13 protein-coding genes are annotated in these 15367 nt (G+C 58.8%); 10 read left to right on the top strand and 3 right to left on the bottom strand.

Annotated features, from left to right (window positions below):
• The first annotated feature begins 101 nt into the window (after window positions 1-101).
• A complete protein-coding gene (locus tag ABCN01_RS05315) occupies window positions 102-1454 on the top strand; it encodes an MATE family efflux transporter (RefSeq protein WP_342996297.1) in 1353 nt (450 codons plus the stop codon).
• Between the two features lie 82 nt (window positions 1455-1536).
• On the opposite strand, the gene ABCN01_RS05310 is transcribed toward ABCN01_RS05315, so the two are convergent.
• Both ABCN01_RS05310 and ABCN01_RS05305 read right to left on the bottom strand, forming a co-directional pair.
• Window positions 1537-1656: a cob(I)yrinic acid a,c-diamide adenosyltransferase gene (locus ABCN01_RS05310; RefSeq protein WP_342996296.1), complete on the bottom strand. Its 120-nt coding sequence runs from the start codon at window positions 1654-1656 to the stop codon at window positions 1537-1539.
• A gap of 29 nt (window positions 1657-1685) precedes the next feature.
• On the bottom strand, window positions 1686-1784 hold the full coding sequence (locus ABCN01_RS05305) for a cob(I)yrinic acid a,c-diamide adenosyltransferase (RefSeq protein ID WP_229042206.1): 99 nt from the start codon (window positions 1782-1784) through the stop codon (window positions 1686-1688).
• Between the two features lie 92 nt (window positions 1785-1876).
• On the opposite strand from ABCN01_RS05305, the gene ftsH reads away from it, so the two are divergent.
• Together ftsH and ABCN01_RS05295 are read left to right on the top strand one after the other, a co-directional pair.
• Window positions 1877-3769, top strand: coding sequence for an ATP-dependent zinc metalloprotease FtsH (gene ftsH / locus ABCN01_RS05300; protein WP_199409422.1), 1893 nt, complete (start codon window positions 1877-1879; stop codon window positions 3767-3769).
• Window positions 3770-3844: 75 nt separating this feature from the next.
• Window positions 3845-4300: a 2-thiouracil desulfurase family protein gene (locus tag ABCN01_RS05295; protein WP_342996295.1), complete on the top strand. Its 456-nt coding sequence runs from the start codon at window positions 3845-3847 to the stop codon at window positions 4298-4300.
• Between the two features lie 44 nt (window positions 4301-4344).
• On the opposite strand, the gene ABCN01_RS05290 is transcribed toward ABCN01_RS05295, so the two are convergent.
• On the bottom strand, window positions 4345-5433 hold the full coding sequence (locus ABCN01_RS05290; RefSeq protein WP_342996294.1) for an iron-containing alcohol dehydrogenase family protein: 1089 nt from the start codon (window positions 5431-5433) through the stop codon (window positions 4345-4347).
• 510 nt (window positions 5434-5943) lie between these two features.
• Here ABCN01_RS05290 and ileS point away from each other — a divergent pair.
• The 7 genes from ileS to ABCN01_RS05255 all read left to right on the top strand — a co-directional run bounded on the left by ileS (window position 5944) and on the right by ABCN01_RS05255 (window position 15300).
• Window positions 5944-8721 (top strand): isoleucine--tRNA ligase, encoded by a 2778-nt coding sequence (gene ileS, locus ABCN01_RS05285; protein ID WP_425458731.1) that lies wholly within the window; start codon window positions 5944-5946, stop codon window positions 8719-8721.
• A 395-nt stretch (window positions 8722-9116) separates the two neighbouring features.
• A complete protein-coding gene (gene lspA / locus ABCN01_RS05280) occupies window positions 9117-9716 on the top strand; it encodes a signal peptidase II (RefSeq protein WP_342996290.1) in 600 nt (199 codons plus the stop codon).
• Window positions 9716-10729 carry an RluA family pseudouridine synthase gene (locus ABCN01_RS05275; RefSeq protein ID WP_342996289.1) on the top strand — a complete coding sequence of 338 codons (1014 nt, stop codon included), beginning with the start codon at window positions 9716-9718 and terminating at the stop codon, window positions 10727-10729. The genes lspA and ABCN01_RS05275 overlap by 1 nt, the downstream gene beginning before the upstream one ends.
• Before the next feature lie 82 nt (window positions 10730-10811).
• Entirely contained in the window at window positions 10812-12107 is a 1296-nt protein-coding gene (locus ABCN01_RS05270) for a glycosyltransferase family 2 protein (RefSeq protein WP_117635141.1), read from the top strand.
• Between the two features lie 81 nt (window positions 12108-12188).
• Window positions 12189-12611 (top strand): prepilin peptidase, encoded by a 423-nt coding sequence (locus ABCN01_RS05265; RefSeq protein ID WP_342996285.1) that lies wholly within the window; start codon window positions 12189-12191, stop codon window positions 12609-12611.
• A gap of 31 nt (window positions 12612-12642) precedes the next feature.
• Entirely contained in the window at window positions 12643-13890 is a 1248-nt protein-coding gene (locus ABCN01_RS05260) for a deoxyguanosinetriphosphate triphosphohydrolase family protein (protein ID WP_342996284.1), read from the top strand.
• A 60-nt stretch (window positions 13891-13950) separates the two neighbouring features.
• Window positions 13951-15300 (top strand): replication-associated recombination protein A, encoded by a 1350-nt coding sequence (locus tag ABCN01_RS05255; RefSeq protein ID WP_342996283.1) that lies wholly within the window; start codon window positions 13951-13953, stop codon window positions 15298-15300.
• Window positions 15301-15367: the final 67 nt, after the last annotated feature.

The following is a 15367-nucleotide window of genomic DNA, read 5'->3' as shown; positions in this document are numbered from 1 at the left end:
ATTCGGGGTGTTTCGGTCGACGCCGGTCGGTGCTAAGCTGGTATTGGCTTTGGTTTTAATTTGCTGTTTTGTCGGTTGACGTGCGCTTTTGGGGAGGGCGTGTGGCTAAGAAATCTACGGCTATCGATGTAACACAGGGTGTCATTTGGCAGCAGCTGCTTTCGCTGTGCGTTCCCATCTTCTTTAGCTCGTTTTTTCAGCAGGCCTACACGCTTATCGGTACCTATATCGTCGGCCAGTTTGGCGGCAAGCTCGCGTTGGGCGGCATCCAGGCCACGATGGTGCTCACAGAGCTCTGCATTGGCTTTTGCGTTGGCGTCGGCGCCGGCTGCGCGGTCATTACCGGTCAGTATTTTGGCCAGCACGATGATGAGCGACTGAGTCGTTCGGTCCATACGGCCATGACGCTCGCGCTGGTGGGCGGCATCGTTTTCTCGATTCTTGGCATAGTGTTCGTTGAGCCCATGCTGGTACTTATGAACACGCCGCATGAACTATTGGCCGAGGGCGTGGCCTATGCTCGTTGCTATTTTGCCGCCATGGTTGCGGCGCTGCTGCTCAATATGGGAACGGCACTGCTGCGCGCCGTGGGCGACACGCGTGGGCCTGCTGTGATTATCGCTTCCGGCTGCCTTGTTAATGCGGTGCTGGATGTCATCTTCGTTGCCGTGCTTCATATGGAGGCTCTGGGCTGCGGCATCGCGGTGGCGCTGACCATTTGCTCCAACGCCACGATGATCGTGATTCGTATGATGCACGCACCGGGTGCGTGGCGGCTTTCGCTGCCCAAGCTCGGCATTGATCCTGGCATTTGTAAGAGCATGATTTCGTGTGGTCTGCCGCTCGGCTTTCAGTCTGCTGCGTATTCGATTTCCAACGTTTTGATTCAGGTGTCGGTCAACTCGTTTGGTGCCGATGTCACCACGGCGTGGGGTCTTTCGGGCCGCTTAGATGGCATTGTCTGGATGGTTACCGAGGCGCTCGGCGTGTCGATCACCACGTTCTCGGCACAGAACTTTGGCGCGCGCAACTATGAGCGCATGCGCAAGGGCTACCATACGTCGCTCGTGCTGTCGTTTATGCTCATTGGTGGCCTGTCTGCCGTGCTGCTGGTGTTCTCGGGTCCGTTGTCGCGTCTGTTTGTCGACGATGCTTCGATTTCGGCGTATACCACGACGATTCTTCATTTCATCGCGCCGTTCTACGCGATCTTCTCGATTATCGAAAACGCGTCGGGCTCCATTCGCGGTGCCGGCGTGAGCTTGCAGCCCATGCTGCTCACGATTTTTGGCACTGTCGTGCTCAGGGTGATCTGGGTGTTTGCGATTATGCCGTTCGATCCGTCGCTTGAGCACCTGCTGCTGGTTTACCCCGTAACCTGGCTTATCACGGCTACGATGTTTACCATCTACCACCACAGCGGCAATTGGCTCGGCCGCGCCACTGCCAAATGATCCCTTGGGGACGGAGGAAAACGGATTATTGCTCTCCGTCGTGATGTCGATGATCCGTTTTCCTCCGTCCCTTTCGGATCATTTAGTATTCGATGCCTTGGCGGGCTAGGAGGCCTTCGTCGAAGTTGTGTTTGACGGGGCGCATTTCGGTGACTAGGTCCGCGAGGTCGGCCAGCGGCAGCAGGCCTCGGCCGGTGAGCACGAGCTCCGTGGTGGCGGGCTTTATCGCAATCAGTTCCTCGACATCCTCTCGCGCCCCAACGCAGCCGTCGTCTTGCCCTTGCCGTCGCCCGTATAGATCTGAACCTTGCCGACTTCAAGTGATGCCATCTCTGTCCTTTCGTGCCCCGCGTCGGTTTATCGCCGTCCGGGTTGGGTATTCTAGATAGCATTATCAACCCCAGTAGATGGAGTTCAAGCAGATGGAGATGGATGACAACAAACGTAGACGGAATATGATCCTCTACGTGCTCATCGCCTTCGTCGTCTACCTCGTGCTCTCGACCGTTCTGTTCCCCAACATCGGTCACACGCAGCAGATTACGAAGACCGATTACTCGACGTTTGTCAAAGCGCTCGATAAGAAGAGTGTCGACAAGGTCGAGTACAACACGGACGATTACTCGATTTATTACACCAAGAAGGGCGAGGACGAGAACATCGCCTATAAGACGACCGGTGTGCCGAACGATGCGGGCTTTACCGATCGCGTGCTTGAGTCTGGCGCTTCGCTGGAGTCGGTCGTTCCCGATAAAAACTCGGGTTTGATGACCTACTACCTGCTTACGCTCATCCTTCCCATGGCGATTTTCTTCCTGATCGGCTGGTGGCTCAACCGCCGCATGAAGAAGGCCATGGGTGATGACGGTCCTTCGATGAACTTTGGCGGCGGTGGCTTTGGCGGCGGTGGACTGGGCAAGTCCGGCGCGCGCGTGATCGCCTCCAAGGACGTGGGCGTGACCTTTAAGGATGTCGCCGGCCAGGAAGAGGCCAAGGAGTCCCTCAAGGAGGTCGTCGACTTTCTGGAGAAGCCCCAGCGCTACGAGGAGATTGGCGCCAAGCTGCCGCGCGGTGCTCTCCTTGTTGGCCCTCCGGGTACCGGTAAGACCCTGCTAGCCAAGGCTGTTGCCGGCGAGGCTGGTGTTCCGTTCTTTAGCATTTCGGGTTCTGAGTTCGTCGAGATGTTCGTCGGCCGTGGCGCCGCCAAGGTGCGCGACCTGTTTAAGCAGGCCAAGGAAAAGGCCCCGTGCATTGTGTTTATCGACGAGATCGATACCATCGGCAAAAAGCGTGACGGCGGCGGCTTTAGCGGCAACGACGAGCGCGAGCAGACGCTCAACCAGCTGCTGACCGAGATGGACGGCTTCGATAACCACAAGGGTATTGTCGTTCTCGCTGCTACCAACCGCCCTGACAGCCTTGACCCGGCCCTGTTGCGCCCCGGTCGTTTTGACCGCCGTATCCCCGTTGAGCTGCCCGACCTGACTGGCCGCAAGAACATTCTTGAGCTGCATGCCAAGAGCGTGAAGACGCAGCCGCCGATCGACCTGACCGCGATTGCCCGCGCCACGCCCGGTGCCTCGGGCGCCGACCTGGCCAATATCATCAACGAGGGCGCCCTGCGTGCCGTCCGTGAGGGCCGCAAGCGCGCTACGCAGGACGATTTTGAGGAGTCGGTGGAGGTCGTCATCGCCGGCCAGCAGCGTAAGTCCACGGTACTGTCCGACCACGAGAAGCAGGTTGTTTCTTACCACGAGATCGGCCATGCCATCGTTGCCGCCCGCCAGAAGGGCTCTGCACCGGTCACGAAGATCACCATCGTGCCGCGCACGAGCGGTGCTCTGGGCTACACCATGCAGGTCGAGGAGGATGAGCGCTTCCTGACCACGCGCCAGGAGGTCCTGGACAAGCTCGCCGTCTATTGTGGTGGCCGTGCAGCCGAGGAGCTCATCTTTGGTGAGATGACGACCGGCGCCGCCAACGATATCGAGCAGGCCACCAAGCTCGCCCGTAACATGGTGACGCGCTTTGGTATGTCCGATGAGTTTGGCATGATGGCACTCGGTACCGTTCAGAATGCGTACCTTAACCAGGACACGTCGCTCACCTGCGCCCCCGGTACGGCCGAGCGCGTGGACGCGATTGTCGCCAAGCTGATCGAGGATGCGCACGACCGCGCCCTGCAGATCCTGAAGGAGAACAAGTTCAAGCTCCACGAGCTGGCTCGTTATCTGTACAAGAAGGAGACGATCACGGGCGAGGAGTTCATGAATCTCCTCACGCGCGAGAATCCGCTGATGTCAAAGCAGCAGTAATACTGGTTGCGCAGTATCAATCGCCCCATTTGAGTGTCTATCTCAAATGGGGCGTTTTGCGTGGGAGGGATATGTATGAAGATCGTGGTGAGTGCCTGTTTGATGGGCGAGAGCTGCAAGTATAACGGGCTCGACAACTATCATCGCGCGTTGGTCGAGGCCTGCGAACGTACGGGGACCGAGGTTCTCTTGGTGTGCCCTGATGTCTTTGGCGGCCTGCCCACACCGCGCAAGCCGTCCGAGATCGTGGACGGCGAGGTCCGTACCTGCGAGGGCATCTCGGTCGATCGCGAGTTTCGCCTAGGCGCTCAACGTGCGCTCGATATGTGCGAGCAAGCGGGCGGTCCGGAAGAGATCGCCGCGTGCATCCTGCAGGACCGCAGCCCGTCGTGCGGCGTGGGCCATATCTACGACGGATCCTTCAGCGGCACGCTCACAACGGGTAACGGTGTCTTCGTTGACCTGCTCCTGCGCCACGGCTACCGCGTGATCCCGGCAAGCGAATTCGACTCGAGCATGTTACGGCAATAAAAACCGCCACAAAGGTACTGTCCCCTTTGTGGCGGTTTTGGCGGTTAGGCCAGGATAGAGTGGCCGTAGGCGTTTGCGGCCTTGATGGCGGCGGCGAACTTTTCGTCGGTGAAGGGCTCGGGGTTGCCCTGCTTCCACTCGTTGGTGGCGTGCGCGTACTCGCACAGGGCCGGGATATCGGACTCGGAAAGCCCGACCTGCTCAAGCGTCACGGGCAGGCCCATCTGCTTGTTAAAGGCCGCGTAGCGCTCAAGGTTCTCGGTATCGCCCGTATAGGCGAACAGCACGAGCACGCCCAGGCTCACGACCTCGCCGTGCAGGTAGGTGCCCTCGCGCGGAATGCTGCATGTGGCGTTGTAGAATGCGTGCGCCACGCTCGAGTTGTAGTAGTAATCGTTCTGGTTCGTCAGGTTCGAGACATAGCCCGTATTGACCACGATATCGAGTGCGATTTGCTTGACGGCCTCGCTCGACAGGTCCTGGCGCACGTCCTCAAGACCCTGGACGCCATAGGTAAACAGCGGCTCGGAGCAGGTGTGGGCAAGCGCCAGGCCAAGACCGGCGGTGTGCTCCAAATTACCGGCGCTCGTTGCGTACTCGACCTCGGGCTGCTTGGACAGGGCATCGCCCACGCCGGCCCAGAAGTACTCCGCCGGAGCCTCGGCGATGATCTTAGGGTTGATGAAGATGTGCGCCGGTCGGTTGGGGTACGAATAGCCCTCGAGCGAGCCGTCGTCGTTGTACACGACGGCAATGGCGGTCGCGGCGGAGCAGTTGGAACAGATCGTCGGGACAGTGAAGACGATCTTCTTGAGCTCGATGGCCGCCGTCTTGACGGTGTCGAGCGCCTTGCCGCCGCCGCAGGCGATAAGAACATCAGCCTCCTGGCAGGCAGGGGAGTTCACGACCTTGGCGATATTGGCACGCGTACTGTTGGTGCCATAGACGCGCGTCTCCAGGACCTCGACATCGGTACCTTCAAGTGCCGCCTCGATTCCCGGCAGCGCCGCAGCCAGGGCTCGCTTGCCGCCAATGATGGCGACTTTCTTCGCGCCGTACTCCGCCAGTGCAGTTGGCAGCTCGGTAAAGCAATCCTCGCCAACGGTGTAGTCGCTCATTCCAATCGTGCGCATAGCAACCTTCTTTCGTTCGATAAAGTGCTTTCAGGTATTTTGCTCCTAGAGAAGGGCTGTAATAGCGAGAAATTTCGAACGTATAAAACCAGTGTTGAGGGTTTTTCGCCGGCGCGGAACGTGCTAGCATACTCCGCATAAGCGTTGATGGGGACGAGTAGTCGGCCGTCCGCATGCTACAGAGAGCGGGGAGCGCTGAGAACCCGTGCATGCGACCGATGAAAATCACCCCGGAGCTGCGGTCCCAACGGACGTGCCGCGCAGGTTCGTCTTAGTAGACATCGCCGAGATGGTCGTCGATACAGGCCAGCCGAGTAACGGATGCGAGCGCGCGAATACGCGGGCGAGGGCATCTAAGCTGGGTGGTTAAGCGAAGAGCTTTTGCGGGCGTGCAGCCCGTTTTGTGGCGCTTCGTCCCAGCTTGCAGGGACGGGCGCTTTTTTGGTGCCCAACGGGCGTGCGCGCCCACGACATGAAAGGGGTACCGTGGCAAACGAGTACAAGCAGACGATGAATCTGCCCAAGACCGGTTTTCCCATGCGTGCCGGTCTTTCCAAGTCCGAGCCCAAGCGACTCAAGGACTGGCAGGACAACAAGGTCTACGAGCAGGTTCTGAAGAAGAACGAGGGTCACAAGAAGTTCGTTCTGCACGACGGTCCTCCGTACGCCAACGGCCCGATCCACATCGGTCATGCCATGAACAAGATCTCCAAGGACATGATCAACCGCTACTGGATGATGCAGGGCTATGAGGTTCCCTATGTCCCCGGTTGGGACTGCCATGGCCAGCCGATCGAGCATAAGGTCGAGGAGAAGCTCGGCACCGAGAAGTTCAACCAGACCTCCACGGCCAAGATCCGTGAGCTCTGCAACGAGTTCGCTGTCGAGAACATCGAGCTGCAGAAGGCGGGCTTCCGTCGCCTGGGCGTGCTCGGCGACTGGGACAACCCCTATCTGACGCTCTATCACCAGCATGATGCCTCCGACATCGAGGTCTTCAAGGCCATGTTCGATAAGGGCATGATCTATCGCGGCCACAAGCCCGTCCACTGGTGCAAGCACTGCCACACCGCACTCGCCGAGGCCGAGATCGAGTACTCCGACGAGACGAGCCCCTCCATCTTCGTGCGCTTTGAGATGACCTCCAAGCCCGCCGGCCTCGAGAACTTCGACGGGCCGGTCGACTTTATCATCTGGACGACCACGCCGTGGACCATCCCCTCCGACCAGGCCGTTTCCCTCAAGCCCGGCGCCGCCTATGTCGCCGTTGAGCACGATGGCCGTGCCGAGGTCATGCTCGAGGACTTGGCTCCCAAGTGCTGCGAGGAGTTTGGCTGGGAGTACACCCCGGTCATGGTCGACGGTAAGCCCTATGTGGTTCCCGCCGAGACCTTCCACCACATCCACTACAAGCAGCCGATCTTTGACGGTGTTGAGGGCGTGGCGCTGCTGGCCGATTACGTCGGTGTCGATGACGGTACGGGTATCGTCCACAACTCGCCCGGCCACGGCGTCGACGACTACTTTGCCTGCCTCAAGGAGGGCATCACCGACATTTGCATGCCGGTCGATGACGACGGCAAGTTCTACACCGGTGAGGAGTTTGGCACCGGTGGCCCCTTCAGCGGTATGGATACCGATGAGGCCAACCCGCACATCATCGAGTTCCTGCGCGAGCGCGGAACCCTGGTCCTCGAGAAGAAGATCACGCACAGCTATCCGCACTGCTGGCGCTGCAAGCACCCGGTGCTCTTCCGTGCTACCGACCAGTGGTTTGTCTCGATGGACAAGACTGGTTTGCGCGAGCAGGCTGGCAAGGAGGTTCGCGAGAACGTCAAGTGGTATCCGGCTCACGCCGCCAACCGCATCGGCGCCATGGTTGAGCAGCGTCCCGACTGGTGCATCAGCCGTCAGCGCAACTGGGGCGTGCCTATCCCCAGCTACACCTGTGCCGACTGCGGCGAGAAGGTCATGAACGACGCTACGCTCGACGCCGTCATCAAGCTCTTCCACGAGAAGGGCTCCGACGCCTGGTTCACCGACGCTCCCGAGAGCTACCTGGGCGAGGCCTGCGTCTGCCCCAAGTGCGGCGGCCATCACCTCAAGGCCGATAAGGACATCCTCGACGTGTGGTGGGATTCCGGCGTCTCCTGGAAGGCCGTCTGCGAGTACCGTCCCGAGCTGGAGTATCCGGCGGATGTGTACCTCGAGGGCTCCGACCAGCACCGCGGTTGGTTCCAGAGCTCGCTGCTCACCTCGGTGGGTGCCAACGGCCATGCTCCGTACAAGGCGGTCGTCTCTCAGGGCTTCACGCTCGATGGCCAGGGCCGCAAGATGTCCAAGTCGCTCGGCAACGTCATCGACCCCAACAAGGTCTGCGACGAGATGGGCGCCGACATCATCCGCCTGTGGGTTGCCTCCGTCGACACCAGCTCTGACGTCTCCATCGACCACGAGATCCTTGCTCGTACGTCCGATGCCTACCGTCGTTTCCGCAACACACTGCGCTTCTTGCTCTCCGAGCTCGAGGGTCAGTTTGAGCCCGAGACCGACGGCGTCGCCTTTGTCGACTTGCTGCCGCTCGACAAGCTCATGGTTGCCCGCCTAACCCAGGTTCAGGCCGAAGTCGACGATGCCTACGCCAGCTACGAGTTCCCGCGCGCCTACCGTGCGCTCTACGACTTCGTGGTAACCGAGCTCTCCAACGTGTACCTCGACGCCCTGAAGGACCGTCTGTACTGCGATAAGCCCGGCTCGCTCGAGCGTCGCAGCGCCCAGACCGTGCTGGCCGAGCTCTTCTCGATGCTCATGCGCGACCTGCAGCCGATCCTGTCCTACACGGTCGATGAGGCCATGGCATATGCGCCCGCCGGCTGCGTCGACCACCAGAAGTACGCCGCGCTGCTCGATTGGTACAAGTCGCCCATCACGGTCGACGAGGCCAATGAGTTTGAGGGCGTGCTCGAGGCTTCGCTCGAGCTCCGTAGCTCCGTGACCAAGGCCCTTGAGGATGCCCGTTCTGCCGGCACCTTTACTAAGAGCCAGCAGGTCCGCGTCAAGGCGGTCGTTCCCGCCGAGATGTACGCGCTGCTGACCGGCGACAAGGCCGTCGACCTGGCCGAGTTCTACATCGTCTCCGATGTTGAGCTGACCCAGGGCGAGGAGCTCTCCGTTGCCATCGAGGCTGCCGAGGGCGAGTGCTGCGACCGTTGCTGGAACTACCGCACCACCGTCGGCGAGTACAACGGCCATGCACATATCTGCAAGCGCTGCGCTGACGCTTTGTAGGTTACGGCGTTCGTAGAACGCCGTAACCTACCGACGCTGCAAACGCCCCTAAGCGGCAATCTGACGTTCAATCGTCGGTCGCGTACCAAAGTACGCTTCCCTCCTCTTTCACGTCACCTTGCTCGCTTAGGGACGTTTTCGCTGTTGGCGACGGTAATGCGGCGTTTCTATTGTTTAGTTGTTGGGGACGTTCTTAAACGACTAGTCAAACAAGAACGTTCCCATTGACTACCTGTGTCACATTCAAGCGGCATTCTGTTTTTCGGAATGCCGCTTTCGTTTTTAGCTGGTTATTTCGCTAGCGTTGGTGAATATGCTGCGCGTTTGGCGTTTGTCACTATAAGATGATTACTTGCGTTAAACGGATTTCGAGTTCTTGAGGGTAGGGGATTTCTTTGGGTCGTGCTGGGGATATGACGCCGCCTTTGCGTTGGCGGTTGGGTGTTGCTGGTGGGGTGGCGCTGGTTGTGCTGCTTGTTGACCAGCTGACCAAGCTTGCGGTTCGTGCCGTCGGCGACGCTTTGCATGTGACCGTCATCCCCGGTGTCATCGACTTTATGTTTGTCCGCAATATCGGTGCTGCCTTTAGCATGGGCGAGGGACATGGCATCGCGTTTGTCGTGCTTGCGTTGGCGGTCATTATCGCTATTGCCTTGTACCTCGTTCGTGCACCCCAGCTCGCCCATCTTGAGGTTGTGGGCATGGCGATGGTTGCGGGCGGTGCTATCGGCAACGCTATCGATCGTTTGGCCTTTGGCTTCGTGACCGATTTTATTGCCACCACCTTCATCGACTTCCCCGTCTTCAACGTGGCCGATATCGGCATTACCTTGGGCGTCGTGCTCGCCCTCTTCGGCTACATGTTCTTGAGCCCCGCTGCCCGTGAGGTCGATGCGACCGCCGAGCTTAACGCCCGTGACGAGGCCCGCGCCAAGCGCAAAGCCAAGCAGCGTGGGGAGCGTGCCCGCAAGATTCGCGAAAGGAATGAGCGCTAATGGCCGACATCCATATCCTTGTTGCCGACGATGCCGCTGGTCAGCGTCTCGATGCCTATCTGGGCGCCAATGACGGCTGTCCTACGCGCTCTGCCTGCGCACATCTGATTGAGGGCGGTGCCGTAGTAGTCAATGGCGAGACCTGCCTGTCCAAAAAGTATGCCGTACGCGTCGGTGACCGCATCTCGGTTGACTTGCCCGAGCCTCACGATCCCACCGATGTGATTCCCGAGGCCATTCCCCTCGATATCCGCTACGAGGACGACTACCTTATCGTGCTCTCCAAGCAGCGGGGCCTGGTGTGCCATCCCGCCCATGGCCACGAGAGCGGCACCCTTGCGAACGCTCTGGTCTACCACTGTGGCATCGACCATCTTGGTACCGTGCAGGGTGAGGACCGCCCCGGGATCGTGCATCGTTTGGATCGCGATACCTCGGGTCTCATGCTTGCGGCAAAGGACGACGACACGCAGCGCGCGCTTCAAAATCTCATTCGCACGCGTACGCTCGACCGCCGCTATATCACGCTTGTCCACGGGCACATCGCCATGGACGAGGGCACCATCAATACCGGTATCGCCCGCTCCACGCGCGACCGCGTCAAGATGGCGGTTTCGGACGACCCCTTTGCCCGTCAGGCCATTACGACCTTTAAGGTCCTCGAGCGCTTTGATTCCACGCGCTTTGACGACGGCTACACGCTTGTCGAGTGTCACCTGTTTACCGGGCGTACGCATCAGATTCGCGTGCATATGCGTCATATCAACCACGCCTGCGTGGGCGATCCGCTTTACGGCAAGTGCGATGCGCGCGCCGACCAGGGCCTGACCAGGCAGTTTCTGCATTCCTGGCGCGTGGCGTTCGAACATCCCGTGACGGGGGAGCGCATTGAGTGCCGCGACGAGTTGCCGTGGGATCTCGCTGCGGTTCTCGATGATCTGGCTCCGCGCTCGCTCGGTCGCACGGCCGCTGGAGATGAAATCGTTCCGCAGCTCGGTCTTCTCGAAGCCTAGCCAGTATTAGGTGGTTTCTTGAACTCGGTAAGCCTGCGGTAAGATATACGGTTGTTTACGTAACGCGTTGCTGGGAGCCTGCATGCTCGCCTTTTTACAAACCAACACACCCATCGTGATCTTCAACCAGATTGTCGTCACGCTGCTCACGGTCTGCTTTCTGTACCAGGTGGTCTTCTTTGTCATCGGCGCTCTTCGTGGCGAGGTCGCGCCTCCCAAGGCCAAAAAACTCCACCGCTATGCCTTCTTTATCGCGGCGCATAACGAGGAGGCCGTGATCGCCAACCTCGTTCGCTCCATCAAGGACCAGGATTATCCGTCCGAGCTCATCGAGGTCTTCGTGGTCGCCGATGCCTGTACCGATAACACGGCACAGCTCGCGCGCGAGGCGGGCGCCATCGTCTATGAGCGCAATGACCTGGCCCGTAAGGGCAAGAGCTGGGTCATGGACTTTGGTTTCGACCGCATCCTTAACGAGTATCCCGACACGTTTGAGGGCTACTTTATCTTCGATGCCGACAACGTTATCTCCCGCGATTACGTCTCCAAGATGAATGATGCCTTTGACCAGGGCTTTCATGTGGTCACGAGCTATCGCAATTCCAAGAACTTCGGTAGCTCGTGGATTTCGTCTGCCAACGCCACCTGGTATCTGCGCGAGGCCCGCTTCCTTAACAACGCGCGTAATATCTGCAAGACGTCCTGCGCCGTCTCGGGTTCGGGCTACCTCATCTCCGCCAGCGTTATCGAGGGCATGCATGGTTGGCAGTTTCATACGCTGACCGAGGATATCCAGTTCACCACGTTCTGCGCCATTCACGGCATCCGCATCGGTTATGCGCCGGCGGAGTTCTTTGACGAGCAGCCGGTGACGTTTAAGGCGTCCTGGAAACAGCGTATGCGTTGGACTAAGGGCTTTTACCAGGTGTTCTTTACCTATGGTAAGCACTTGGTCAAGTCGACCTTCCGCTATCATCGCTTTGCCGCCTACGACATGTTTATGACCATCGCTCCGGGCATGCTGCTGTCCCTGATCTCCATGCTCGCCAACGCGACCTTCCTCATCGTGGGCGGGCTTTCGCACGGCTTCTTGGCCACCGAGGTCGAGATGCAGGCTTGTGCCGCCTCGCTCATTATGACCTTCGTGATGATGTACCAGACCTTCTTTATCCTGGCGCTACTCACGACCATCTTCGAGTACAAGCACATTCATTGCGCGCAAAAGTGGCGTTTGGTGACCAACCTGTTTACCTTCCCGATCTTTATGTTTAGCTATATCCCCATCACTGTGGCAGCGCTGTTCCTGAAGGTCGACTGGGTTCCTACCCAGCATGCCGTAAACGTCACCCTCGACGAGGTCATGCAAGGCGCCAAATAACCACTACCAAAACCGCCACAAAGGGGACAGGCACCTTTGTGGCGGTTTTTGCTTTTTAGCAGCTGTTCATGGAGGTGCACAATGTTCTACATCCCATTTTGGATCTGCGTCTTTGCCGGTGCGGCGATTGATGTCCGCGAGCGGCGGTTTCCCAATGAGCTTGCCGGCGCGTGTGCCGTGGCGGCGTTTGCGGGCGTTTGGCTCGACCTCGGTTTGAACACGGCCCTTGACCACGCAGGTCTTGCTGTTATCGTGTATCTTGCTCTCGTGCTGACTGAGTCCCTCTGGCGTCGTCTTCGCCAAACCCCGGGCATCGGCATGGGAGATGCTAAGGCACTCTTCGCGCTTTGCACGCTCGACCCTATGGGTGGCATCGTGGCATTTGCCACCGCTCTCCTGGTTCTTGCCCTCTCCTGCCTCATCACGAAATCGCGCTCCCTGCCATTGCTCCCGTTTTTGGTGCCGATTTTTGCCATAATCGAGGTTGTGGGCTGCACTTTGTAACCGATTGCGCATCCTTCTTAAGGAGCATGCCATGGCAACTAATCAAGAAACGGCCGTCATTAAGGCGCGCATGGACCGTATTCCCTCGGCGTTGTCGTCCGAACTTGTCGAGCGCATTGCCGCCGATCGTGCTTCGGGCTATGTTAACCCGTATCGTTGCAACGACGATCAGGTCATTCGTCGTATTGATCGCGCCGCCGACAAAGGCACGCTTATGCGTCCGGCGTTTATGCGCGATACCGAAAAGATACTTCATCTTCCGGCGTACACCCGTTATGCAGGCAAAACGCAGGTCTTTAGCTTCCGTAGCAATGACGATCTTTCACGCCGCGGTTTGCACGTGCAGCTTGTTTCCCGCATTGCGCGCGATATCGGTCGCGCCCTGGGGCTCAATTGCGATCTGATCGAGGCGATTGGCCTGGGTCACGACTTGGGACACACGCCTTTCGGCCATGCCGGCGAGCGCTTCCTCAACGATATCTTTCATGAGCGCACGGGGCGTTATTTTTTCCATAACGTGCAGTCGGTCCGCGTGCTCGACGCACTGTACGGCCGCAACGTGTCACTCCAGACGCTCGACGGCGTGCTATGCCATAACGGCGAGTACGAGCAGCGTGTGTTTGAGCTCTCGGACATGAGCTCCTTTGACCAGTTTGACCAGACGGTTGAGGATTGTATTGCCACGGGCTATAGCGCAATTGAGCATCTGCGTCCCATGACGCTCGAGGGCTGCGTGGTTCGCATCTCGGATATCCTTGCCTACGTTGGGCGCGATCGCCAAGACGCCATTGCGGCGGGCCTGCTGTCACCCGACGCCTTTGACGATGACCTTGGCGGTGCATACAACAGCTGGATCCTTACGCATGCCTCCATCGATATCGTCGAGCACAGCTATGGCAAGCCGCGCATCGAGATGAGCGAGGACCTGTTTGAGGAAATCCGCCGAGCCAAGCGCGAGAACTACGAGAAGATCTATAGCAAGGGCGGTATCGAAGGCGATTCCGAGGTGGAGCTGCGCGAGGCGTTCGTAAAGCTCTACGACCGTTGCCTGCGGGATCTAAACAGTGGTGACGAGTCATCTTACATCTTTAAGCACCATATTTCGCGCATTGAGCAGCAACTTTCCTACTACGATCGCACCTATGCCTGGCAGGACGACAAGGATCAAGCCGTGGTGGATTATATCGCGAGCATGACGGACGGCTATTTCTGCGAACTGACGAGCAAGCTGTTCCCTGGTCTGGAGTTTCCGCACCGTACTTATATTAACGAACGGTAGTTCGTATATATTCGGTATACTGTTAGTGGAAAACGTTTTTGATTGATGCACGGGATGGCTATGGACGACCTTTTTTCTGCCTCGACGCGCGAGCGTTCCTTTAAAAATGCGCCGCTCGCGGTGCGCATGCGCCCCAATTCGCTCGACGAGTACGTGGGCCAGCAAAAGGCCGTCGGTAAGGGCTCGTGGCTGCGTGCTGCGATTGAGCATGACGTTCTGTCGAGTGTGATTCTGTATGGGCCGGCCGGTACGGGCAAGACGACGCTGGCCCACATCATCGCCAACCATACCAAGAGCGAGTTTGTCGAGGTCAGCGCTGTGACGGGCACCGTGAAGGACTTGCGCCGCGTGATTGACGAGGCCAAGACGCGCCTGAATACCTACGACCGCCGCACCATTCTATTCATCGATGAGATTCACCGCTTCTCTAAGTCGCAGCAGGATGCTCTGCTGCATGCAGTTGAGAACCGTACCGTCATTATGATTGGCGCTACGACGGAGAATCCGTACTTCGAGGTTAACTCGGCACTGTTGTCGCGTGGGCGTGTGGTGGAGCTTGAGCATCTGAAGGATGAGGATATCGCCACGCTTATTGAACGTGCGCTTGAGGCACCGCAGGGCTTGAATGGAAAGTTCTCGGCCGATGTTGATACGGTCAAGATCATTTGTACGCTGGCTGCGGGTGATGCACGCTCGGCCCTGACGACACTTGAGCTGGCGAGCGAGATTGCCGTTACGCGTCCCGATACCGAGGGGACGCCAGCGCCGGCGGCGGGGGAGCGCTATCCCATCACCGTGGATGACGTAAAGATTGCCAACCCGCGTCGCGGTTTTACGTATGACAAAAACGGCGACATGCACTACGACATCATCAGTGCGTTCATCAAGTCCATGCGCGGTAGCGACCCCGATGCCACGATCTATTGGCTCGCGCGCATGATCGATGCTGGGGAGGATCCTAAGTTTATCGCTCGCCGCATTATGATTCACGCTTCTGAGGATGTTGGCAACGCCGACCCGCAGGCGCTTTTGGTGGCGCATGCCGCGTTTAAGTCTGCCGAGGTCATTGGCTATCCCGAGTGCCGCATCAATCTGACGCAGGCTGCACTCTATGTGTGCTTGGCACCTAAATCCAACGCGTGCGAGGCTTCGATCGATGCGGCGCTGGCCGATATCCACAGCAGTGGTCTTCGCGAGGTGCCGAGTTATCTGCGCGATCGCCATCGCCCGGGCAGCGACGACTACGGTGTGTATAAATACCCGCACGATTATCCCGAAGGCTGGGTCGATCAGCGCTATTTGCCCGAGGGGCTGGAGCGCGGTGCGTTCTGGCAGCCTGCCGGGCGCGGCTGGGAAGAGTGGCGCGTAGAGCAAAGCGAGCGCGACCGCAGCGGGAATGCACCGAAGTAGCTGCTGATAATTTTGTCCCACGTTGCTGCTCTTGGCATGTTCGGTCCCCTTTGGGGTACCATGAAAA

The organism is Collinsella aerofaciens (assembly GCF_039062365.1).
In the GTDB taxonomy this organism is placed as follows: Bacteria; Actinomycetota; Coriobacteriia; order Coriobacteriales; family Coriobacteriaceae; genus Collinsella.
This window is presented reverse-complemented; position numbering and strand designations above follow the sequence as displayed.

What these genes read in the sequence shown, in the direction of transcription:
- ftsH (WP_199409422.1), top strand. Translation starts at nt 1,877, where the DNA reads ATGGAGATGGATGACAACAAACGTAGACGGAATATGATCCTCTACGTG.
- ABCN01_RS05275 (WP_342996289.1), top strand. Translation starts at nt 9,716, where the DNA reads ATGGCCGACATCCATATCCTTGTTGCCGACGATGCCGCTGGTCAGCGT.
- ABCN01_RS05270 (WP_117635141.1), top strand. Translation starts at nt 10,812, where the DNA reads ATGCTCGCCTTTTTACAAACCAACACACCCATCGTGATCTTCAACCAG.
- ABCN01_RS05260 (WP_342996284.1), top strand. Translation starts at nt 12,643, where the DNA reads ATGGCAACTAATCAAGAAACGGCCGTCATTAAGGCGCGCATGGACCGT.
- ileS (WP_425458731.1), top strand. Translation starts at nt 5,944, where the DNA reads ATGAATCTGCCCAAGACCGGTTTTCCCATGCGTGCCGGTCTTTCCAAG.
- ABCN01_RS05255 (WP_342996283.1), top strand. Translation starts at nt 13,951, where the DNA reads ATGGACGACCTTTTTTCTGCCTCGACGCGCGAGCGTTCCTTTAAAAAT.
- ABCN01_RS05295 (WP_342996295.1), top strand. Translation starts at nt 3,845, where the DNA reads ATGAAGATCGTGGTGAGTGCCTGTTTGATGGGCGAGAGCTGCAAGTAT.
- ABCN01_RS05290 (WP_342996294.1), bottom strand. Translation starts at nt 5,433, where the DNA reads ATGCGCACGATTGGAATGAGCGACTACACCGTTGGCGAGGATTGCTTT.
- ABCN01_RS05265 (WP_342996285.1), top strand. Translation starts at nt 12,189, where the DNA reads ATGTTCTACATCCCATTTTGGATCTGCGTCTTTGCCGGTGCGGCGATT.
- ABCN01_RS05305 (WP_229042206.1), bottom strand. Translation starts at nt 1,784, where the DNA reads ATGGCATCACTTGAAGTCGGCAAGGTTCAGATCTATACGGGCGACGGC.